This is a genomic window from Levilactobacillus suantsaii (genome assembly GCF_004115745.1).
Taxonomy (GTDB): domain Bacteria; phylum Bacillota; class Bacilli; order Lactobacillales; family Lactobacillaceae; genus Levilactobacillus; species Levilactobacillus suantsaii.
The window spans coordinates 17,962-37,921 of the sequence record NZ_QXIL01000005.1 but is presented as its reverse complement, the minus strand read 5'-3'; the positions used below and the strand labels follow the sequence as shown (position 1 = coordinate 37,921).

General features: G+C 53.7%; 18 protein-coding genes. 6 read left to right on the top strand and 12 right to left on the bottom strand.

Annotation, left to right across the window (positions count from 1 at the left end):
• The first annotated feature begins 94 nt into the window (after nt 1–94).
• Both DXH47_RS03915 and DXH47_RS03910 read left to right on the top strand, forming a co-directional pair.
• The gene (locus tag DXH47_RS03915) at nt 95–754 is read left to right on the top strand and encodes a DsbA family protein (protein ID WP_129031762.1); all 660 of its coding nucleotides are present in this window, start codon (nt 95–97) and stop codon (nt 752–754) included.
• Between the two features lie 146 nt (nt 755–900).
• Nucleotides 901–1,761 (top strand): DegV family protein, encoded by an 861-nt coding sequence (locus tag DXH47_RS03910; protein WP_129031761.1) that lies wholly within the window; start codon nt 901–903, stop codon nt 1,759–1,761.
• Nucleotides 1,762–1,834: 73 nt separating this feature from the next.
• Here the strand turns inward: DXH47_RS03910 and pepF are convergent, their stop codons facing one another.
• From pepF to DXH47_RS03875, 7 genes are all read right to left on the bottom strand, one after another.
• Nucleotides 1,835–3,640 carry an oligoendopeptidase F gene (gene pepF, locus DXH47_RS03905; protein ID WP_129031760.1) on the bottom strand — a complete coding sequence of 602 codons (1,806 nt, stop codon included), beginning with the start codon at nt 3,638–3,640 and terminating at the stop codon, nt 1,835–1,837.
• Between the two features lie 72 nt (nt 3,641–3,712).
• Entirely contained in the window at nt 3,713–4,768 is a 1,056-nt protein-coding gene (locus DXH47_RS03900; protein ID WP_129031759.1) for a competence protein CoiA, read from the bottom strand.
• Nucleotides 4,769–4,956: 188 nt separating this feature from the next.
• Nucleotides 4,957–5,823 (bottom strand): aldo/keto reductase, encoded by an 867-nt coding sequence (locus DXH47_RS03895; protein WP_129031758.1) that lies wholly within the window; start codon nt 5,821–5,823, stop codon nt 4,957–4,959.
• Between the two features lie 156 nt (nt 5,824–5,979).
• Nucleotides 5,980–6,630, bottom strand: a complete 651-nt coding sequence (trmB, locus tag DXH47_RS03890; protein WP_129031757.1) for a tRNA (guanosine(46)-N7)-methyltransferase TrmB — start codon at nt 6,628–6,630, stop codon at nt 5,980–5,982.
• Between the two features lie 65 nt (nt 6,631–6,695).
• On the bottom strand, nt 6,696–7,487 hold the full coding sequence (locus tag DXH47_RS03885) for a phosphotransferase family protein (RefSeq protein WP_129031921.1): 792 nt from the start codon (nt 7,485–7,487) through the stop codon (nt 6,696–6,698).
• Between the two features lie 61 nt (nt 7,488–7,548).
• Entirely contained in the window at nt 7,549–8,775 is a 1,227-nt protein-coding gene (locus DXH47_RS03880; protein WP_129031756.1) for an ABC transporter permease, read from the bottom strand.
• On the bottom strand, nt 8,772–9,506 hold the full coding sequence (locus DXH47_RS03875) for an ABC transporter ATP-binding protein (protein ID WP_129031755.1): 735 nt from the start codon (nt 9,504–9,506) through the stop codon (nt 8,772–8,774). Before DXH47_RS03875 ends, DXH47_RS03880 begins: the two co-directional genes overlap by 4 nt.
• A gap of 133 nt (nt 9,507–9,639) precedes the next feature.
• Between DXH47_RS03875 and DXH47_RS03870 the strand changes: the two genes are divergently transcribed.
• The 3 genes from DXH47_RS03870 to DXH47_RS03860 all read left to right on the top strand — a co-directional run bounded on the left by DXH47_RS03870 (nt 9,640) and on the right by DXH47_RS03860 (nt 11,455).
• Complete coding sequence (locus tag DXH47_RS03870) at nt 9,640–10,098, top strand: HIT family protein (RefSeq protein WP_170954944.1); 459 nt, start codon at nt 9,640–9,642, stop codon at nt 10,096–10,098.
• Nucleotides 10,099–10,101: 3 nt separating this feature from the next.
• Nucleotides 10,102–10,428 carry a hypothetical protein gene (locus tag DXH47_RS03865; protein WP_129031754.1) on the top strand — a complete coding sequence of 109 codons (327 nt, stop codon included), beginning with the start codon at nt 10,102–10,104 and terminating at the stop codon, nt 10,426–10,428.
• Nucleotides 10,429–10,534: 106 nt separating this feature from the next.
• The gene (locus tag DXH47_RS03860; RefSeq protein WP_129031753.1) at nt 10,535–11,455 is read left to right on the top strand and encodes a peptidylprolyl isomerase PrsA; all 921 of its coding nucleotides are present in this window, start codon (nt 10,535–10,537) and stop codon (nt 11,453–11,455) included.
• A 174-nt stretch (nt 11,456–11,629) separates the two neighbouring features.
• Here the strand turns inward: DXH47_RS03860 and DXH47_RS03855 are convergent, their stop codons facing one another.
• Nucleotides 11,630–12,838, bottom strand: coding sequence for an NAD(P)/FAD-dependent oxidoreductase (locus DXH47_RS03855; protein WP_129031752.1), 1,209 nt, complete (start codon nt 12,836–12,838; stop codon nt 11,630–11,632).
• Nucleotides 12,839–13,045: 207 nt separating this feature from the next.
• Between DXH47_RS03855 and DXH47_RS03850 the strand changes: the two genes are divergently transcribed.
• Nucleotides 13,046–14,509: a catalase gene (locus tag DXH47_RS03850; protein WP_129031751.1), complete on the top strand. Its 1,464-nt coding sequence runs from the start codon at nt 13,046–13,048 to the stop codon at nt 14,507–14,509.
• Nucleotides 14,510–14,717: 208 nt separating this feature from the next.
• Here DXH47_RS03850 and DXH47_RS03845 read toward each other — a convergent pair whose 3' ends face one another.
• The 4 genes from DXH47_RS03845 to DXH47_RS03830 form a co-directional block, all read right to left on the bottom strand.
• Nucleotides 14,718–15,689 carry a 3'-5' exoribonuclease YhaM family protein gene (locus tag DXH47_RS03845; protein WP_129031750.1) on the bottom strand — a complete coding sequence of 324 codons (972 nt, stop codon included), beginning with the start codon at nt 15,687–15,689 and terminating at the stop codon, nt 14,718–14,720.
• Between the two features lie 11 nt (nt 15,690–15,700).
• Nucleotides 15,701–18,328, bottom strand: coding sequence for an ATP-binding protein (locus DXH47_RS03840; protein WP_129031749.1), 2,628 nt, complete (start codon nt 18,326–18,328; stop codon nt 15,701–15,703).
• Nucleotides 18,318–19,529 carry a metallophosphoesterase family protein gene (locus tag DXH47_RS03835; protein WP_129031748.1) on the bottom strand — a complete coding sequence of 404 codons (1,212 nt, stop codon included), beginning with the start codon at nt 19,527–19,529 and terminating at the stop codon, nt 18,318–18,320. Before DXH47_RS03835 ends, DXH47_RS03840 begins: the two co-directional genes overlap by 11 nt.
• A 69-nt stretch (nt 19,530–19,598) precedes the next feature.
• Nucleotides 19,599–19,943 (bottom strand): YlbF family regulator, encoded by a 345-nt coding sequence (locus tag DXH47_RS03830; RefSeq protein WP_129031747.1) that lies wholly within the window; start codon nt 19,941–19,943, stop codon nt 19,599–19,601.
• Between the last annotated feature and the right edge of the window lie 17 nt (nt 19,944–19,960).

Sequence of the window (19,960 nt, the reverse complement as noted above, 5' to 3'; positions counted from 1 at the left end):
TTTTTCATTTTTTGCTAATGTAATTATATTGTGACTTTTAAGTTTGGTGCCTCAACGCGCCAATTATTGAGGACGGATTATAGGAGGAAGCAATGTGTTAGAAGTTTATTTGTTTGTCAACCCACTGGGTGCACGATGTATGCAGTCCGAGCGCAACATCCTAAAGTTGGCCGACCATCTCACTACTAAGGTTTCATTTCAGTTTGTCCCACTACTCACGCAACAGATCGTCGAACAGGCATTAGCCACCACACACCCGACGTTAGCCGAGCGCAATGCCTGCTTCACGACTTATTATCAAGCTATCTTAGCCTATAAAGCCGCCCTATTTCAGGGGAAACGCAAGGGGCGAAACTTCTTATTAGATTTGCAAACTGCCATTATTAATCAGCACCAAAAGCTTTCCAACGATTTAGTGATTGCGCTGGCTAAAGATTGTCACCTCGACTTACCGATGTTTCTTGAAGATTGGGACTCGGACCTCGCTAAACAGTCCTTCCAGACCGACCAAAAGCTCGCCGCAGAAATGAAGATTCAACAATCTTCTTCAGCTGTCATTTTCAACTGTGACGTATCGCAATACGGCTTACTGTTAAACGACGTCACCTACGACGCGCTTTGCGACGTTTGTGAGAACCAAGGCGTGGCCACCAAGGAATCCTTGATGCAGGAACTCAATTACGCGGACGCTACAACTTCTGCCACTGCCACTGCCAGTGCTAGTCATCAACATCCCCACCTGCATATGTTGTAAGTCAGCAAACTGAATCGTTTTACTATTAAAGTGTTTGGGTTCAGCCCCAAGCCTTTTTTTAGTTTACGAACTATTTTGCCCCTCGCCAATTCGGCCCTCCAAATATGGTATGATGGACTCATTACTTGACCGAAGGGGCGACACTTATGTCTATTGCCATCGTTACCGATTCCGCAGCCTACCTGACACCGGCGCAACTTAACCGATATCACATCACCGCTTTACCCATCACCGTAATTTTAGGGGCCCACCAGTACCCCGAATCCGAGTTGACCGCGGCGACCTTTTACGATTACTTGAACAGTGACCAGCCACTGCCAACGACGGCTCAGGTCTCATTGGGCCAAATCGAAACGGCCTACGACCACCTGGTAAGCCAGGGTGTTACCCAAATCATCTCCATCCACCTGTCCAGTGGCATCACGTCCTTCATGGATAACCTGCGGGCGTTTTGCCGGACCTACACCAAGGCCGAGATCTTCCCCATCGATTCGTTGATGGCCAGCGCCAGCGAAGCCAATCTGTGCCTGTTGGCTGGTCGACTGATTGAAGCCGGTTATGACGCCGCGTGCATCGCTCACGCCTTAGTGACCTTCCGTGATACTCAACACGTGTACTTCGCCGTCGACAGTCTGCGGCATCTGGCCCGGACCGGGCGGCTCTCGAACCGTTCGGCCTTAGTCGGTAGCCTGCTCAACATCAAACCGTTATTAACTTTTAACGCTGACGGTCAAATCGTGGCCATCGCTAAGGAACGCACCATGCGCCGGGCCTTTCAGTACATGGAGTCGCACCTCGCTACCGACCTCAAAACGGTCGACTACCCGGTAGCCGCCACGGTAATCGACGCCAACAATCCCGACTTAGCCGCGCAGTGGCGGGAACACCTCACCACCGCCTTCCCCCAGGTCCGCTTTACTCAAAGCCAGTTGGGCCCCGCTATCAGCATCCACACCGGCGAAAAGACCATGGGCCTGTTCTGGCAACAGGACTGGCAAGAATTCTAACCCTAACTTTCTCCACGATAAACGTGGTCCTCACAGCCAAATCGGCTCTGGGGACCACGTTTTTTAAGTGATTTTACTTTAAGTTTTGTGCTAACTGGCTGAATTCCTTCAACCGGTCGGCGAAGGTCTGAAAGGCCGTTTCCAGGTAATCCGGTTGGGTCATATCGACCCCAGCTTGCCGCATCACATCGAGCGGTAATGCCGAACTGCCGGCCTTCAGGTAATTCAAGTAAGCCGTTCGCTTGGCATCGTCGCCGCTTAAAATGCGTTGCGAGAGCGTCGTCGCCGCTGCAAAGCCGGTCGCGTACTGGTAGACGTAGTAGTTATAGTAGAAATGCGGAATCCGGGTCCATTCGTCCGCAATCTGCGGATCTGAGATGACCGCATCCCCGTAGTAACGAGCGTTGAGCTTGCCGTAGAAGTCGCTCATAAAGTCCGCCGTCAACGACTTTCCTGCCGCCGCTTGACGGTGAATGTAATCTTCAAACTCCGCAAATTGGGTCTGACGGTAAATAGTCCCCTTGAACCCGTCGAGGTATTGGTTCAACACGTAGGCCCGAACTTGCGGATCCGTTTGGGTCTTCAAGAGGTAGTCGGTCAGGAGGTTCTCGTTCGTGGTCGAGGCGATTTCCGCCACGAAGATCGAGTAGTCGCCGTACTGGTAGGGCTGGTTGGTCCGGGTATAGTGACTGTGCATGCTGTGGCCCATTTCGTGGACCAGCGTGTACAGGCTTTCCAAGCTATCCTGCCAGTTCAACAGGATATACGGCTTGGTATCATACATCCCACCGGAGTAAGCGCCGGAACGCTTGCCCTTGTTTTCCACGACATCGATGCTGCGTTGGTCGAACATCTGTTGGACGTTGGCCACGTAATCTGGTCCCAGCACCGCTAAGGCCTTGAGCGCCTCTTCCTTGGCCTGGTCGTAGGTGTAACTCAGGCTCGGTTCCCCGGTCAACGGCGTGTAAAGATCGTACATGTGTAACTCGGAAACGCCCAAAAGCTTCTTGCGCAACGCGACGTACTGGTGTAAGAGGTCCAGGTGTTGGTCAACCGTCTTGACCAGCGTGTCATAAACCACGGCCGGCACGTTGTTTTGACTCATCGCTGCTTCGCGCGCACTGCCGTAGTGCCGGACCTGTGCTTCGAAGTTATGGGTCTTGACTTCACTGGCCAACGTTGAGGCAAAGGTGTGGCGGAATTGTTGGTAGACGCTGTATAACGCTTTGAAAGCTTGTTCCCGGACTTTCGGCGTCGTGGATTCCAATAAGATACCGTACAATCCCTGCGACAGGCGCACGTCGTTGCCGTTTTCGTCTTGGACGACAGGGAATTGTAAGTCCGCGTTGTCCAAAACGCCAAACGTCTTTTCCGACGCGTCGAAGATGTCACTGGCGCCGGCCAAGAGCCGCTCTTCTGGAATCGACAAGGTGTGGGGTCGCTGTTGCCCCAACACATCAAAGACATGTTGGTAGTCCGCTAAGCGGGGTTCCGCGTCGATCAAGGCTTGCAATTGCTCAGCCGATAACGCCAACACTTCGGGTTCGTACCAGGCCGTCGCTGTGGCCACAGTTGCGACCAAGCCGCTCGCCTGGTCCGCGAAATCCTGATACGTGGCGTTGCCGGTATCCTGGTCGTTCTTCAACGATGCGTAGACGTAAGCTCGTTCAAGTTGCCGGTTCAAGTCCATGACGGCCATCGTGACCCGGTACAGGTCGGCACCGCTAGTGGCCAACTGGCCCTTCAACTTGGCGACCGTTTGCGCTTGTTGCTTGATTTTCGCTAGCGCCTGGGTAAAGGCCGCATCGTCAGCGTAAATGGTGGTCAGGTCCCAGGTCAACGCCGTGGGGACCGCCGAACGTTCTGGAATTTGTCGCATCTTACATCATCCTCCTTAAAAGTTATCTAAGCCCCAGTTTAGCACTTTCCAGGCGTCAGCGCCCTTGATTCTTCAGTGCCGCCACTGAGGTTGTCGGCAAATTACCCACCCCGTGGCGGTGGCCCGTAAATACCCCGCGGTCGTCAGTTCCGCAAGAAATTGCGTCCGGAGGTGGTCGCATAAGTGCGGCACTTGGACCCGTACGGCTTGGTCGTGGGCCGCGACCAAGCAAAAACTGCGATGGGCCAAGGCGGTCACGCGCTGTTGCGTCAAGGGCGCGGTGGTCGCAAACAGCCAGGTTCCGAACACGATGCGCCACAATAGCAACCCCCGCCCCAGAAATGGCGGGGTAATCGCCGTTGTTGCAAACGCCAGCGGAAACCCCAGTAAATGGTGCCCCGTGAGATACACCTGTTCTTGAATCGGCCGTAAAGCTGGGGCTGAGCGGGCCAGTTGACGGGTCCATCGCCGCTGGACCGCCGCTAAATCCAAGGACGGGTAAGTCACCATGTGGGTGGGCCCCACCATCAATGCTGCGACACTACCCACCACGGTCGTCTGACCCCCGTAACGTCCCGCCGCATCCTGGTATAAATGATGGACCACGCGTAGCCGATTAGTCGTGACATCCCAAAATAACAGGCACAGCTCCCACCGTGGCAGCCAAGTCATGAATCGTTCGAGTAACGACCAGTTCAGCTTCTGGTGAGCGTAGCGGTGGCCCAACACCCACAACGGATAACAGCCGAGGCGGTGGTAGCCAGCGGTGCGGTGGGTCACACCGTGAACACTCAGCGGGCTACATTGAAACTCCACGGCCACTGGCTGGGTAGCCCGGTCGACCCACACGTCGGCGCGTTGTTGAATCGCGGGTAAGACGCGCTCCAACGTGGTCAGGCCCCACGACGCAAAAAAGGTCGCCAACTGACGTTTGCCCCGTAAGTGTTCGGCCGTCTCCCCCTCGCCGGCCAACCGACAAGGACTCGCGGGCAGGTGGGCAAAATACGGGCCGACCTGCTGGCCGCGATGCAAGCGGACTGGCCCGTGACAAGCCGGACAACGGTAATCAGGGCGCCGAGTAGCCGCCCGTGCGTCGATCAGGTGGTGGGCTAATTCTGCAATTAACAACTCATCGCCTCCTTAGCACTAACTCCGTAAAGAAATTGCTTCTGGTTGTTGTCCCACCTAAAAAGCGGTGTTTCCAGACTTTAAAGCCTGAAAACACCGCCACGCAGATGCGCTCCTGAGTTGGCGCTGCCCCACTCAAGAACCGTCAATTCATCATGTTTTATTTGTCGGTTCTAGTCAATTAGAATTTAAAGTTTACCACCAAAAACGGGGTAAGCACTCGCGTCGCCATATGACAGATTCCCCACCTTAGCGAGGGCCTGCATGTCATCTGCGCTAATTTCAAAATCAATTTCGGCGTTGGCCCGCATATGATCCGGGTTGGCCGACTTCGGTAACACGATGGTGTTCAGTTGCCAATCGTAGCGAATACACAATTGGGGCACGCTGACTTGATACTTTTGGGCCATCTTCACGATCCGGTCGTCATTCATGGCCGCCCCGTGGGCCACCGGCGAAAAGGCTTCGACCGCAATGTCGTTATCCTGCGAATACTTGATGATGTCGAGCGGGGTTTCCCCGATGTGCACCTGCACTTGATTGACGGCCGGCTTGGTGATGCTATTTTGAATCAAGTTATCCAAGTCGGCCTTTTCAAAGCTCGAGACCCCAATCGTCTTGAGCTTACCGGCCTTCATCGCGTCTTCCATGGCGCGCCAAGCCTCGAGATTGCCTTCAAAGTGGCGGTCGTCGGACTGGTTGACTTCCTTCCAGGGTTGCGGGTTATGGATGATCATCATGTCCAAGTAGTCCAAGCCCATCTTGTCCAACGTAGTGTCGATTGAGTCTTTAGCGCTATCATAGTCCTTGTGTTCGGCCGCGACCTTCGAGTTGACGAAGAGCTGGTCCCGGGGGATATCTGAATTTCGAATGGCTTCGCCCACCCCACGTTCATTACCGTACGCTTGCGCGGTATCCACGTGGCGGTAACCGATTTCCAGGGCGTGTTGGACCGCCGTTGCGACCTGGTCATCTGGAATCTCCCAAACACCCAAGGCAAAGCGCGGAATCTTAATCCCATTATTCAACGTGAACGTTTCATCAAAAACCGTCATGTAAGTTCCTCCTTCAAGTCTACGTGTGCCATAATCATTGTTTACGGGACACAGTCTAAACGTTCAGGGGGCAAAAGCAAAGTAAAACGATTTCAAAATCGCATCCGAAAAAGGCCTGATGCCCGCATAAACGAGCACCAGGCCAGTCAGTTGACTTTAGTTCGTTGATTCTGGAAAATGGGCAATCACTTGGTAGATAGGACCCTTAGCGGAGAATTTTTGCTCGTACTCCGTTTGGATATCTTCCACGTCGTCGGTCGCTTGGTGCAGGTCTAACCACACGCCGTCAAAGACCATCGGGAAGTTATTCAGACCCTGTAAAGAGTACTCGAACAAGCCCCGATTGTCGGTCTTGAACTGTAACTGTCCGCCTGAAGCCAAGACGTCCTGGTAATGCGCCAAGAAAATCGGTGACGTTAACCGCCGCTTGGTGTGGCGTTTTTTGGGCCACGGATCAGAAAAGTTCAGGTATAACGCGCTGACTTCGCCGGGAGCAAAGAACGTGTTCACCGCCTCGCCGTCCGTATGGACCATTTGAACGTTGGTCAAGCCGCTATCCACGACCTTGCGTAATGCTGTGGCCACCACGGATTCTTGGATTTCAATCCCCACGAAGTTGCGTTCAGGGTGTTCACGAGCCATTTCGACGATGAATTGGCCCATCCCCGTGCCGATCTCGACCCCAATCGGTTGGTCTTGCGGGAAGCGGCTCTGCCAGTTTCCCTTGAGAGTCTCTGGTTGGGAAACAAGGTGGTCAGGATGATTGGCCAGGTAATCCTTGGCCCAGGGTTTATTGCGTACACGCATGTTGAAACGTCCTCCTTAAGACGAACGGCGGGTGTGGAAATGGTCTTTCCACCCCGCCGTCAAGTTTAATCGTGAACTGACTGACGCGTCAGTTTCTCTAATAAAATCAAGTGTTGGTTCATAATTTGAAAACGTTGTTGCCGGTAACTTTCGGTAATCACGCTCAAGCAATGAATCCGCGCGTACCAGTTGACCCGAGCATTCAAAGCGGGCGTGACCCGTTCACCGTAGTCTTGCAACCAGCGGCGCCATTCATCCAGCGGCACATACTCACAGAGCAAGGCCCCCAGATCGAACGCCGGGTCCGCAAACGTCGCGGCGTCCCAGTCAACCAGATACAGGCGTTGCCGGTCTGACAACAGCCAATTTTTATGGTTTAAATCTCCGTGACAAACTTCATACGCAGTCGTGGGCAATTGGGGCTGTTCCGTCTTGAGCGCTTGGACAGCGCGTTGAATCAACGGATGTTCACTGAGCTCCGGCGCAATGGTCGGGGCCAAGCGGTCCAGCAATTGGGCGGGCGTCGTAGAACGGCCGCCGACTTTGGTCAACATGTTATGAAGTAAATCAGAATGGTGCACCCGATGAATCAAACGGGCCACTCTTTGCTGACGCATCTCAGTCCGGTGAAGCGTCCGGCCGTTCAACCATTCTTGAGCGGTCATCACATCGCCGCTAGCTAAGCGTTGCGTCCAGACTAACCGGGGCGTAATCCCCTCCATCGATAGGGCGGCTAGAAACGGTGACGCGTTTTGCTTCAAGAAAACCTTTTCGGAGGCTTTCGTGCCCATAAACGCCGTTCCGGTATTACCGCCCAAGGGGGATAACTGCCAGCCATCACGGATATTTGGTGTCATCATGCCACCCCTTCCTCAATTTGTCAGCTATCATCCATTTTAAAGGGCTAGCGAACCAGCGTCAACCTTTATTTTCAGCCGCGCGCTTCAAGCGTTGCGGGGTGTAGCCTCGTGCAAGGTAGGCGACCTCGACGATGGCGACCAGTAACGTCACTCCGATAGTCGTCCAGTCGCGGTTCACTGCCACGACCACCAGCCATAATAAGAGCGCCGTCGTGGACAAAATAATGGTAATCAGCGTCACGAAACTGTGCAGACGTTGGTCCCAACTCAACGGGTAGACGTGGGTGAACACAACGTCATCGTATTGTTGAAAGAATGGCAGGAGTTGAAAACCAATCAGATAGATGAACAGCGCCGTCAGGATCACCGGTAACCAGCGGCCCTGGATAAAGGCCAACAACAACATCCCAATCACGGTCAGCCGCACGACCAGGCCACTAAATTCGGTGCCCCGTAACATCCCGCGACTATACAAGTAGAGGTAGGTCTTATCGTGACGCACGGGAATCCGCCGTAACAAGCCATCTAAGTACCGGCGGCGGTGGATAGTCCCCTGCACCATCGGCACGTCCGTGAAGAGGTTAAAGAAGCGGTAAATTCCGAGCATCCGGTTGTCTTCACTGGCAATCTGTTGCCGCCAGCGAATCTGCTGGCTAGCCCAGTGGCGGCGTAACCAATCGGCCACGAGCACATCGACCACCAAGCTTAAGACCACTGCCAACCATGGGGTCAGCCAGAGACCACAAGCTAGCACTATCAGACTCACACCCCACTTGATCAGCCAGTGGTTCATTCGCCTTTGCCCCGTAACTTGGTAAGCACTGGCCAGATCCAATCGTAAAAGCGCATCTTTTAAGAGCACCTGCGCAACGACCAGGATGAGGACCTGCAATAACGACCAATTCAGGGTAACCCGTAAAAACGGCGTCAGAATGAACAGGATAATCAACTGCGTCGCCTGGGCTAGGCCCTGGCTGTACCGGCGGGCGGCAACCAAATAGTCGTGCATCGCCCGTTCCTTGGGTAACAAGAAGACTCGGTCGGCATCTTCAATCAACGTGGCGAACCGGCCGACTTGTGCCGTGATAGCGAGCACCACCAACGCCACCAGCGGTGCCCACCAGAAACCGGGGCGTAACTGCTTTAAGACGTTGGAGTAGCCTAGGCCCAAGCCCCCCAAGAAGAATAGTAGCGCAAAGACGAAGAAATCGTTGAAGACCAACCGTAAGTATTTGGCCATTTCGCGAAGGTGGCGTTGTTTACGAGTTTTAAAAAGTACCTTCATGCGCGATCGACCTCGGTCATGGATAAGTAGATATCGCTCAATGACTCCCCCGCCTTGGGTAAGGCTTGCCGCAAGTCGTTCAAGGTCCCTTCGGCTTCGACTTGGCCGGAATGCAACAGGACGAAACGGTCACAGTAACGCTGGGCGGTGTCCAGCACGTGAGTCGACATCAGGATGCTGGCCCCCTGCTTTTTCCGCTCTTCAATCAGGTTCAACAAGTCGTTGACCGCCAAGGGGTCCAAGCCCAAGAAGGGTTCGTCGATGATGTAGAGTTTGGCCTGGGTCAAAAAGGCACAAACGATCATCACCTTTTGCTTCATCCCCTTAGAGAAGTTGGCCGGAAACCAGTCTAACTTGTTCGCCAGCCGGAACGTCTTTAAGAGTTGCTTAGCCGTGACCCACGCTTGGTCCTGGTCCAAATCGTAGGCCATCATGGTCATCTCCAAGTGCTCGCGTAGCGTCAGCTCCTGGTAAAGGACTGGCGTCTCTGGAATGTAGGCGATCTGTTGCTTATACGCCTGACTATCCTGGGCGATTGTCACGCCGTTCAGGGTGATCTTTCCTTTGTGGGGCGTCAAGAGCCCAATAATGTGATTGATCGTGGTTGATTTTCCGGCCCCGTTCAGCCCAATCAGCCCGACTAGTTCACCGTCTCGCACATCAAAACTGATATCTTTTAAGACGGGAATCTGGGAGTAGCCCCCCACAACATGGCTCACTGTTAATGCCATCATTATCCCCTCATTTCTTCTATAATTAACCGCCCCATTATACCATAGACCGGCTCGTAAACGCGGCTAACGTCTGAACGGAACGGCGACCTGGTGTATAATGAATGAAACTGATATGAAAGAAGGAGTTTCCATGGAACCAATGACCCTTGACCCCCATTACGCTGATGATTGTGTCTTTTGCAAGATTTTGCAGGGGGACATCCCGAGTTATACCGTTTATGAAGACAACATTGTTAAGGCCTTCTTAGACATTTCGCAGGGGACGCCCGGCCACACCTTGGTCATCCCCAAGACCCACGTCAAAGACATCTTTGCTTACGACCCCGATTTAGCCGCGGCGGTCTTCGCCCGGATTCCCAAAATCGCCCGGGCAATCAAAGCTGCCGACCCGACCATCATCGGTATGAACATCATCAATAACAACGGCAAGGTCGCCTACCAGTCCGTATTCCATTCACATTTCCACTTGATTCCACGTTATTCGGACCAAGACGACTTCAAGATGCTTTTCAAAGACAACGGCGCTAACTATACGCCGGCGAAATACACCGCGATTCAAGACCAGATCAAAGCACAATTGGAGGACTAGCTTATGAGCGTAGGACGTTTCGTGGCTGGAGTCGGCTTAGCGGCCGGCCTTGGATTGGCCACTTACCTAACTGTCACCAAGCAGGATCCCCGCACCTGGGGGCGTAAAGTCAAGCACTCGGTCACCCAAACCAAGGCGGACCTCACCGACGTCAAGCACGCCAAAGACCGGGTCATTTCTAACGTGACCAAGCTGACCTCTGCCCTAGAAGACGGGACACAGGCCCTGACCACCATTCAACATCAGATCGAACAATTTCAATTCAAAATTGCCCCACGTGTGGCGGCCATCGAAGAAACAGTGAGCCACCTGGAAAATCACCAATCTTGAAGGTTTTATAAAAGTTCTGGGACCTTTTTAGGTTTGTCATTTTTTGTGTTATGATGTCTGAGTATGGTGTTTACACCAATTTTGATGAATGGATGTGTTGAGGAATATGAAGAAATGGTTTATCGCCCTGGCCGGCGTGCTTTTATCCGTCACGCTTGCCGGTTGTGGGAGCCAGACCGTTGCAACGACTAACGGTGGCAAAATCACCGAGAGTGCTTACTACAGCAGCCTGAAAGGGACTTCTTCTGGTAAGCAGGTCTTGCAACAAATGATTTTAAACAAGGTCTTAGAGAAGCAATACGGGAGCAAGGTCAGCAAGTCTGCCGTAACTAAGCAATTCAACAAGTACAAGTCCCAATACGGGTCTTCCTTTAACAGCGTTCTGACCCAAAGTGGTATGACGCAATCCAGTTTGAAGACCGAAATCCGGTCGAACTTACTGCTGAAGGAAGCCGTTAAGGACAACGTGACGATCACCAACAAGCAACTCAAGAAGCAATTCAAGAGTTACGAACCTAAGGTCACGGTTGCTCACATTCTGGTCTCCAAGAAAGCCACGGCCAACAAGGTCATCGACAAATTGAAGGACACCAAGAAGAGCGACTTGACTAGCGAATTCTCCAAGTTGGCGAAGAAGTACTCCACGGATACGGCTACGAAGAAAAAGGGTGGCGTGTTAAGCTCCTTTGATAGCACGGACACTTCCTTGGATTCAGACTTCAAGAAGGCGGCCTTCAAGTTGAAGACTGACGAATACACCACGACGCCAGTTAAGACCCAATACGGCTACCACGTTATCTTGATGAAGAAGAACCCTGGTAAGGGGACGTTGAAGCAACACAAGGCTGAACTGAAGCAACAGATCATCACTAGTGATATGAGTGACAGCACGGTCTTACACAACGTCGTTTCCAAGGTTCTGAAGAAGGGTAATGTTTCCATCAAGGATAGCGACATGAAGAACATCTTGTCGGACTACTTGTCCAGCAGCTCTTCATCATCATCATCCTCTTCTTCTTCGAAGTAAACCTAACCAGACAAATTCATCAAAGGGCCCGGAGCTTTCCGGGTCCTTTTTTGTGTCCCATCTTCTCATGCTCATTGCCCTGGCTATCGGACACGCACGATGCCAAACACCACTAAAACGCGCCCCGATTCGGCACTCAGGCCAAACCAGGACGCGTTTGCGTTTCAAAACCGATTATTCCTCTTTCACGGGCAGTGACCCTAGCAAACGTTGCGGGTCTTTCGGCGGATTCGCCAACAACTTGCGGACATCATCCAAATCGACGGCCACGTTCCAAACCAGGACGCCCGCCAATTTACCGGCGTCCAGAAAGTACACGATGGTCCCCATGCCCCGACGCTCAGCCTGCTGGTCTAACGCTAAGTCGATATTGCCGATTGCTTGCCAGGAAATGTCGAAAGTCATCGAGTAGAAATACGGGGTGTGTTGGTAGACTTGATGGGCGCCTGCCAAATTAGCCCCCGCTAATTCTCCGGACAACCGGGCATGGTCAACGTGTTCGAAGCGCTGCCGCCCCAATAACTTATCTGGATAAGCCGCAATGTCACCGGCCGCCCAAATGTGGGGATCGCTGGTCTGCAAGTATTGGTCGACTTCCACGCCACCTTCCGTCAGCTTCAAGTCACTGTCACGGGCCAAATCAAGCCGTGGCGTGACCCCGAGGCCCATCACAATGGTGTCTGCCGTGAGCGTCGTACCATCTTTAGTCGTCAGGACCAAGTGGTCGTCTTCACGTTGATAGGACGCAACGACTTGCTGATTACATAGTTCGACGCCGTTACGTTCAAAGGTCGTCGCAAATTCTTTTTGCAAGTCTTCCGGGAATTTGCCCATCCCCAGATCTTCTTCGGGGAAAACCAGCGTGACTTGCGTCTGGTTTTGGGCCAATGAAGCCGCGAGTTCGGTGCCGACGAACCCGCCACCGACGATGACCACGTGCTGGTTCTGGCCACTGAATTTACGCAATTTCCGATAGTCCGACCATTGCCGAAAAGTTAGGACGTGCGAATCGTCCGGCCCGTCGAGTTTGCGCGGGGCACACCCCGTTGCCAATAACAACTTGTCGTAGTGGACCGGGTCCCCCGCCGCTAACGTCAGGGTCTGCGTTTGCCGGTCAATCTGCGTTACGGTCGTCTTGAATCGAAACGTGACGTTGGCGCAATCTTCCGCGCCGATACGAATGTCTTCTTCTGTGAATTCATCATCTAGCCATAATTTTTTACTCAGGGCGGGCCGTTCGTACGGGGCGTCCGCTTCCGCCGAAATCACCAAAATGGCACCGGTAGGGTCTTGCTGGCGAATCCCCTTGACCGCATAGCCAGCCACCATACCGCCGCCCACGATTACATAGCGATACTGGTTATCCTTTGTCGTCTCACTCATTCGATCGCCTCCATAAGCTTTTTTGTTATCGATTCCATTTTAAGCTAAACGCCGGACTGGACCAACCATTACGCATCGTCACTGGGGATTGTTTTTGCACACTGCTGATACCATTCACAATTCGCTTTCGTTGAAACTCTCTGCTAATCATGGTAATTTTTAAGCGGTTACAGTATTTAAAGGTAAATCAGAGAAAGGACATGCACAATGACTGATAAATTAACCACTAGTTCCGGCCAACCGTGGGCTCATAACGAACATTCCCAAACTGCGGGCGCTCGAGGTCCGGTACTGATGCAGGATTACGATCTCCTGGAAAAACTGGCCCACTTCGACCGTGAACGGATTCCGGAACGGGTAGTCCACGCAAAGGGTGCCGGCGCCAAGGGCGTTTTTGTGCTAGAAAACGATATGAGTCGCTACACCAAAGCCGACCTATTTAACGGTGTTGGCAAAAAGACGCCCCTCATCATCCGCTTTTCGCAGGTCGCTGGTGAAAAAGGGTATCCGGACACGGTGCGTGATGTGCGGGGTTTCTCGTTGAAGTTCTACACGCAGGAAGGTAATTACGATCTGGTCGGCAACAACACCCCGGTCTTCTTCGTGAACGACCCGCTGAAGTTCCCCGACTTCATTCATTCCCAAAAGCGGGACCCTAAGACCAACCGCCGGACGCAGAACATGCAGTGGGATTTTTGGTCACACTCACCAGAATCGCTCCACCAGGTGACTTACCTCATGGGTGACCGTGGCCTCCCCGCCTCCTACCGGACGATGAACGGCTACGGGTCACACACGTTCAAGTGGGTCAACCAAGACGGCGAACAATTCTGGATCAAGTATCACCTACTCTCTGATCAGGGCGTGAAAAACATGTCCGCCAAGGCGGCCGAAAAAGCCATGGTCCAAAACGTCGACTACCTACAAGACGACCTCTACGATGCGATTGAAAAGAAGAACTATCCATCCTGGACCCTCTACGTGCAGATTCTGCCGTACCAGGACGGCTTGGACTACAAGTGGGACATTTTCGACATCACCAAGGTCATTTCCCACAAGGATTACCCGCTGATCAAGGTCGGCAAGCTGACTTTGAATGAGAACCCGACCAATAACTTTACCGACGTCGAAGAAGCCGCCATGTCCCCGGCCAACTTTGTTCCCGGCATCGAACCCTCACCAGACAAACTGTTACAGGGCCGCTTGTTCTCCTACAAGGACGCCCAGCGCTACCGGTTAGGGGCCAACTTCGAAGACTTGCCGGTGAACCGGCCCATCGTCCCCGTCCACAACTACGCTCGTGACGGCGCCATGAAGAACAGCCAAGACGACCAGGTCAACTACGAGCCAAATGGTCAAAACGGTCCGGTGGAAGATACCAGTGCTGAAGTCTCCCCGGACACCGTGTCTGGCCAGACCGGCGCTCAACCTTACCGTTATAAAGTGGATTATACGACCCAGGCCGGTGACTTATACCGGCTGATGTCCGCCGACGAGCAGGACCGATTGATTGAGACCATTAAAGGTGCCCTGGGTCAAGTGACCTTGCCCGGCGTCAAGGAACTGGAAATCAAACAGTTCTACGCCGCCGATAAGGATTACGGTACCCGCGTCGCCAAAGCCCTCGGTTTTTCGATCGATGACCTCCTCAAGGATGACACCACCAAATAAATCCAGCGTCACACCAACTTTTGGTGGTGAGCTAGCAGAATAAAGAACGACGAAACGCCGCTTTACGGTAACCAACAGGTTGCTGTAAAGCGGCGTTTGGCTTAATCCTATCGGGGTGACTGGGACTAAAAAGTCCAAAATGGTCTGTGAGCACCTGACTAGTGGCCACAGACCATGATATAACCTTATTTTTAAGTCGTTGTGCCCTCTAATCCGGCTTTTTAGCCTGGGGTAAATCCGGTCGGTAGAACCGCCGCCCATCGAGCGCGAAGACCCGCTCGGAGAATTCGCCCGGTTCCGTGTGTCCCACTACGGTGTCCAGCATCATGATGGAGGCATCGAGTTCATCCAACTGGTGTAGGACTTCCGCCTCCTTAAGCGCTGGTCGGACCGGCGACCCGTACTCCAACAATCCGTGGTGACTTAGTACCATATGGCGTAAAAGCAACACGTCTTCCGCCTGGGGGTCCAATTTCAACGGGTCACAAGCCCGGACCAGTTCCCCGTCCAACAAGACGATGTGACCGACTAGGTTGCCCGCCAACGTATAGGTGGTCGCTTTAGGGCCGGATAGTTCAATCGTCTTGCCTAAATCGTGTAAGATGGCGCCCGCAAACAAAAGCGAACCGTTCAAATCGGGATATTGTTTGACCACGTGATGGGCTAACTTCAAGATCGAAATCGTGTGGAATGCCAAGCCCCCTTGAAACGCGTGGTGGTTGCTTTTAGCCGCCGGGTAAGTAAAGAACTGGTCGTGATAGCGCGTCACCAACTCACGCACTAATCGTTGCCAAGTTGGTTGTTCAATCTCAAATAAGGTCTGGTTGATGTAGTCTTCCATGGCCGCCCGCGTCATCGGCGCCCGTTCAATGAAGTCACTGGCGGTCAGCCCCACATTAGTCGGCGCTAACTGCAAGTGAAAAATCTTAATCTGTGGGTGGGTCTGGTAATTCTCCCGGCGTCCCTGCAGATGAACCACTTGTCCCGCCACGAAGGTATCAATGTCCTGCGCCGAGGCGTCCCAATATTTGCCGGAGATTTCTCCTGACCGGTCTTCGAACACCATGGCGATATACGGTTTCCCGTTCTTCGCCGTCCGAACATCAGCCGACTTCAGTAATACGAACAAATCCACCGCCTCATCGACAGCGTAATCTAGTAATTGTTTTTTGGTCGTCACTTGAAACCCTCCTAATTTGCGGTCAATTTTAGGACCCGTTGATCCGCGACCGCAGTCCCGGCCGCTGGGTCTGCCGTGAGCAAAATCACCTGTAACTGTTGTGAGACCCGGTTCAATAATCGGTAGGCTGCTTGGCGTCGAGCGGCATCAAAGTTCACAAACCCGTCGTCGATTACCACGGGCATCGCGGCTTGCGCCTGCATCACGACGGCAAAGGCTAATTTCACGGCCAAGTCGAGTTGTTCGGCCGTCCCGCGGGACAACTGCCCCACCGTCCGCCACTGACCATCGGCCCGTTGCACCCGCAGTGTCGCCGCGGTCAACTCAATTTTAGTATACCGGTTTTCGGTCAATTCTGCATAGAAATCCCCTGCTTGGGTCACGATTTGGGGAAACCGGTCGCCAGAAGCCGCCTCGAGGGTCGCTTCGATCCATTGACTGGCTAGCCGATCGACGAGCCAATCACGGGCCGTCAGTTGCATCCTGGTCTCTAAGTTAGCCAGTTTTTGGCGTAACGTTGCCTGCGTCCCACTAGTGGTCAACTGCTCCAACTGCCCGGCCAACGTCGCTAAGTGTGTCGTGACCGCGTCAAGATCATGTTGGAGATTGGTAGTCGTTTGTTTCGCCGTCGCTACATCCTGGGTGACTTGTGCTTGAGTGGTCTGCTGGAGTTGCGCCAATCGTTTAGTGCCCAATTGGTCGGCCAAGGCTTGTCGTTGAGCTTGTTGGTTGCCCTGTTCCCGCGCAGCTTGGTACCGCTGATAAAAGACCCCACTGGTCGCCACGTTCCGGGTCTGCAGAAAGGTGTCTCGGGCCGTTTGGGCCGTGGTCAGTGCTTGCTGGTCGCGTTTCAGCCGGCCGCTCAAGTCCGCCAACTCACCATTTTGACTTGCCAATTGCCGCTGCGTCGTCCGCAACCGGGTTAATTGCTCGACCACCGCGGCGACGGATTGGTTCGCCAGCGTTGGTAACGCCGTAGTCACCTGCGTCAAGAAGTGGTGTTGCGCTTCATCAATCGTCGTCAACCGCTGGTGGACCTGGTCAAGTTGGTGCGTCAAGCGTTCCCAATCGCTAATCGCCCGCTGCACCGCTAACCACTGTTCGGCCGGGAGCCGGTCGAGATCGTGGGCCGTGCCGATGGCGTCGATCTGCGTGGTCAACTCATCGAGGCGTTGGCCCCCTTCGCGCAATTGGGCCTGCAAATCTTGAAATTCCGTCGATAACTGTTGGAGTTCCCGACCAACTGGCGTTTCCCCGTCGACGATAAAGACGCCGTAATAACCGATGGCAACTCCTCCCGCGGCCCCAATGAGCTTGATCAAGGCACCCGGTAAAAACATGGCTCCGACCAAGACCACTAAGCCCGCAATCAACCAACCAACTTGTTTATTAGCCAATAAATTTTGGCGCTGGCGCGTCGGTCGCAGCTGGCGGTAAGTTTCGTTGGCCTGGTTCAACTGCTGTTGCAACCGGTGGCGTTTCTGGGTCGCTAACGCCAGACTGGACTGGAGCTGTTTGAATTTCTGGGTCGTGGCTAACGAAAATGCTTGGGGCATCTGGCCGTTAGCATCGGCATACTGTCGTTCGTAATCATTAGTCCGTTGTTCGAGGTCCTTTTTTTGCGTGAGGAGTTGATTGCGTTCCTGGTCACGCGCCGTCACGGCGGCCAGGTCGTCAAAGAGTGGCGTCACCTGGTCACTTACCGCTAGATAGGCCTGGAATAATTTGGGCAACTGCGTGTGGGCCTGTAGGGTCTGCAATTGGCGCTGATCCGTCTGGAGGGTCGTTTGAGCCGCTTTCACCTGACTACTCAGCCGTTCAAAAGTCGTCATGTCCGCTTGGGTAAACCCACTGGCCGCAACTTTGGGAGTCGCTTGCAAGGCTTGCCACTGCTGATAGACTGGCCACGCTTGTAACAAGTGCTCCTTAGCGGTGGTCACCTGCCGTTGCTGGTGCAGTTGTGTCGTCAACTCAGTTTGCTGGCGTTTATTAGCGGTTTGTTGCTCACGCAACGTTAAGTACGTTTGATAGGCCGCATTAGCTTTCGTCAACTTAGCCGTCAACGCGGCATGTTCGGCCAATAATTGATTCAACGTGGGTTTGCGGCCCTGGGGCTTATAACGTGTGGCCGACGTTTGGTCCAGTGCGTGGGCCTGGTCCAGCCAAAAATCACTCCCCACGGCACCCACGTGGCGTAAACGGTCGATCAACGCTTGCTTCGACGCTTGAAAGACCGTCCCTAACCGGCTTTCATTGAGTGCATATACTGCCATGAACAATTGCGCGTCCACCGGGGCCAACAAGCGCTCAAGCTGGCTGGCCGGAAGGGGGAGGTCCGTGGTCAGGTTCTGTAACGTGACTTTCCCGCCGCGCGGTCCGTCCACCCGGGTCACCCGGTAAGTCACGTCATCCTGCTCGAATTCGATGGCACCCCCGAAACGGCTGCCGTCTAATGGTTCGTAGCGCAATTCGGGGTGCTTTTTGGTCGGAAACCCAAACAAAATCGCCGTAATAAATTGCGTGATGGTCGACTTTCCCGCCTCATTGGGGCCCAATAAAACGTTGAAGCCCGCTTGAAGGTGAAAAGTCTGGTCGTGAAATTGACCAAACCCAAACAACGTTAAAGTTTTAAGATTCATGGTCGCCCCCCTCTCGTAGACGTTGGTTAAGCCGTTCCGTTGCAGCTTGTTTGAGGTCCGCTGGTGATAAGTCTTGCGCCCACGCTGCTAAGGACGGTTCTTGCAATAGCTTACCCAAAAGGTCCTGTTGATTAGCTACGGTAAAGACTTGCTGACCGCCTCGTTTCCAATAAGTCTGATCTAACTTGGGGGCGGTCAACGGTTCGGCAGCTTGCTGGACCGTGACCCGGACGAATTCACGTTGCGCAGTTTGCAGTACTTTGTGTTGGGTTCGTTGAAACAATGCCACCCAGTCCGTCAATTGCGCCGTATCGCTCGCGGACAACGCTTGGCCTAACGTGACGTGTAACACCGTCAGCGTGGGTTGTGACGCTGGATGAGCTTGCAGCCAGGCCACGAGCTTCTGGCCCAATTCGACCAACGTGGTGGCCGAACTGTCCAGGGTGACTGGTTCCCACATAATTGCCGCCGTAGGGAAGAATTCTGGTACCAGCTTAGTTCCGTGACTGGTTACCAAATAAGCCCCCCGGGCCCCCGTCTCTTTGACGGAACGGCCCTGTGGGTTCCCCGCATACACGATGGGGGGGTCACTGGCCAACAGTTGATGGTGATGGATATGACCCAACGCCCAATAATCATAGTGTTTCGCCTGTAATTCGGCCACGGTAAACGGCGCGTAGTGGTCGGCCGGGCCGCCACTTCTGACCGCCCCGTGGAGCATCCCCACGTGCCAATCCGTCGCCGCGTGGTCCGGATAGTCCGCCAATACATCGTCGGCGACCCAGCGTTGCGGGTAGCTGAATCCACTCACGGCCACGGTTTCCCCGGAGGCTAAGGTCAGCGTGTGTGTCGTGACTTGCGACCCAAAGACCGTAACGTTATCGGGATAAGCCAACGTCTGGTGTTGGTCGGTCGCATAGTCGTGATTGCCAAAACTGATCAGCACCGGAATCTGGGCAGCGTTAAGCCGGTTGAACTGGTCGAATAAGTAGGCCTGAGCCGCCACACTCTGTTCGGCCCGGTCGAATAAGTCCCCCGCCAATAACACGAAGTCCACGTGTTCGGCTAACGCCCGGTCAAAGATCTTGGTCGCCGCAGCGAATGTCGAGCGTTGGACCTGGGTCAGAAACGCTGGCGGTAAGCTAGTCAGCCCTAAAAACGGACTATCGAGATGTAAATCCGCTGCATGGATAAATTTCACGCCGCATCACTCCTTAAAAAAACCGCCGGTGTCCCCCTCACACAGAGGAAAACACCGACGGTTTGAATTTTAGCCTTGGTAAATTGCTTGAATCGGCTTGGTAATCGTGTTATTCAACTCGTTTAAGAGCGCATTAACATCCTTTTCCTTAGCCATCAGCGTCTTGATAGCCGGCTTGGACCCCACCTGCGTTGCCAGGTCTTGGGCTTGTTTCAACTCATCATCGGTCAGCTTTTGACCGCCCATTTGCTTTTGTTGCAGCTTCGTTTGCAGGGCTTGGAAATCTTGAAACAGTTGGTAAGTGTCCGCGTCCGCCTTCATCTCAGCAAAAGCGGCTTGTAGTGCTTTGAATTCCGGCGTTGCTTGCAGCGTTTTGGCCACGGTCGCACCTAGATCTTGCAGAGTTTCAGCCATAAATGAAGTTCCTCCTC

Coding starts and splice junctions, on each gene's coding strand:
- DXH47_RS03910 (WP_129031761.1), top strand. CDS start 901: ATGTCTATTGCCATCGTTACCGATTCCGCAGCCTACCTGACACCGGCG.
- pepF (WP_129031760.1), bottom strand. CDS start 3,640: ATGCGACAAATTCCAGAACGTTCGGCGGTCCCCACGGCGTTGACCTGG.
- DXH47_RS03895 (WP_129031758.1), bottom strand. CDS start 5,823: ATGACGGTTTTTGATGAAACGTTCACGTTGAATAATGGGATTAAGATT.
- trmB (WP_129031757.1), bottom strand. CDS start 6,630: ATGCGTGTACGCAATAAACCCTGGGCCAAGGATTACCTGGCCAATCAT.
- DXH47_RS03885 (WP_129031921.1), bottom strand. CDS start 7,487: ATGACACCAAATATCCGTGATGGCTGGCAGTTATCCCCCTTGGGCGGT.
- DXH47_RS03880 (WP_129031756.1), bottom strand. CDS start 8,775: ATGAAGGTACTTTTTAAAACTCGTAAACAACGCCACCTTCGCGAAATG.
- DXH47_RS03875 (WP_129031755.1), bottom strand. CDS start 9,506: ATGGCATTAACAGTGAGCCATGTTGTGGGGGGCTACTCCCAGATTCCC.
- DXH47_RS03870 (WP_170954944.1), top strand. CDS start 9,640: ATGGAACCAATGACCCTTGACCCCCATTACGCTGATGATTGTGTCTTT.
- DXH47_RS03865 (WP_129031754.1), top strand. CDS start 10,102: ATGAGCGTAGGACGTTTCGTGGCTGGAGTCGGCTTAGCGGCCGGCCTT.
- DXH47_RS03860 (WP_129031753.1), top strand. CDS start 10,535: ATGAAGAAATGGTTTATCGCCCTGGCCGGCGTGCTTTTATCCGTCACG.
- DXH47_RS03855 (WP_129031752.1), bottom strand. CDS start 12,838: ATGAGTGAGACGACAAAGGATAACCAGTATCGCTATGTAATCGTGGGC.
- DXH47_RS03850 (WP_129031751.1), top strand. CDS start 13,046: ATGACTGATAAATTAACCACTAGTTCCGGCCAACCGTGGGCTCATAAC.
- DXH47_RS03840 (WP_129031749.1), bottom strand. CDS start 18,328: ATGAATCTTAAAACTTTAACGTTGTTTGGGTTTGGTCAATTTCACGAC.
- DXH47_RS03830 (WP_129031747.1), bottom strand. CDS start 19,943: ATGGCTGAAACTCTGCAAGATCTAGGTGCGACCGTGGCCAAAACGCTG.